This is a genomic window from Streptococcus sp. WM07 (assembly GCF_004570525.1).
In the GTDB taxonomy this organism is placed as follows: Bacteria; Bacillota; Bacilli; order Lactobacillales; family Streptococcaceae; genus Streptococcus.
Genome location: NZ_SPPZ01000217.1, coordinates 1 through 415 on the forward strand (window position 1 = coordinate 1; position 415 = coordinate 415).

The window sequence follows — 415 nt, forward strand, 5'->3', positions numbered from 1 at the left end:
CAGTTCGCATACAAGCCCATCAGCAGGCACCCCAGCGCGGCAGCGATGCAGGTGGCGACAAATGCCGCGCCGTGGTCAATGCCGGCGTCGGCCATGATGTTGGGGTTGACGAAGATGATGTAGGCCATGGTGATGAAGGTGGTGAGGCCGGCGATCAGCTCGGTCTTCACTGTGGTGCCATGCAAGCGGAGTTTGAACAGGCGTTCCAGCCAACCGTTGTGGGTTGGCGAGAGGTCGAGCGTAGGGGCTTCGGATTTGCGGCTTTCCACAGCAAGTACTCCTCAAGAGTTTTATTGTTATTTCCAGCGCCGGACACATGAGTGGGCAGCAGCGCTTTGAGGTACCAGCGGGTTTTGTTGACCAATAGGTCAGGAACTCGCACGAAGCGAATTATGCTTTTGTATACAAATAAAGC

Annotated in this window: 1 pseudogene; it reads right to left on the minus strand. The window is 55.7% G+C overall.

The features are described from left to right. Positions 1-269 (minus strand): annotated as a pseudogene (locus tag E4T71_RS09070) (NCS2 family permease); the annotation flags it as partial. Between the last annotated feature and the right edge of the window lie 146 nt (positions 270-415).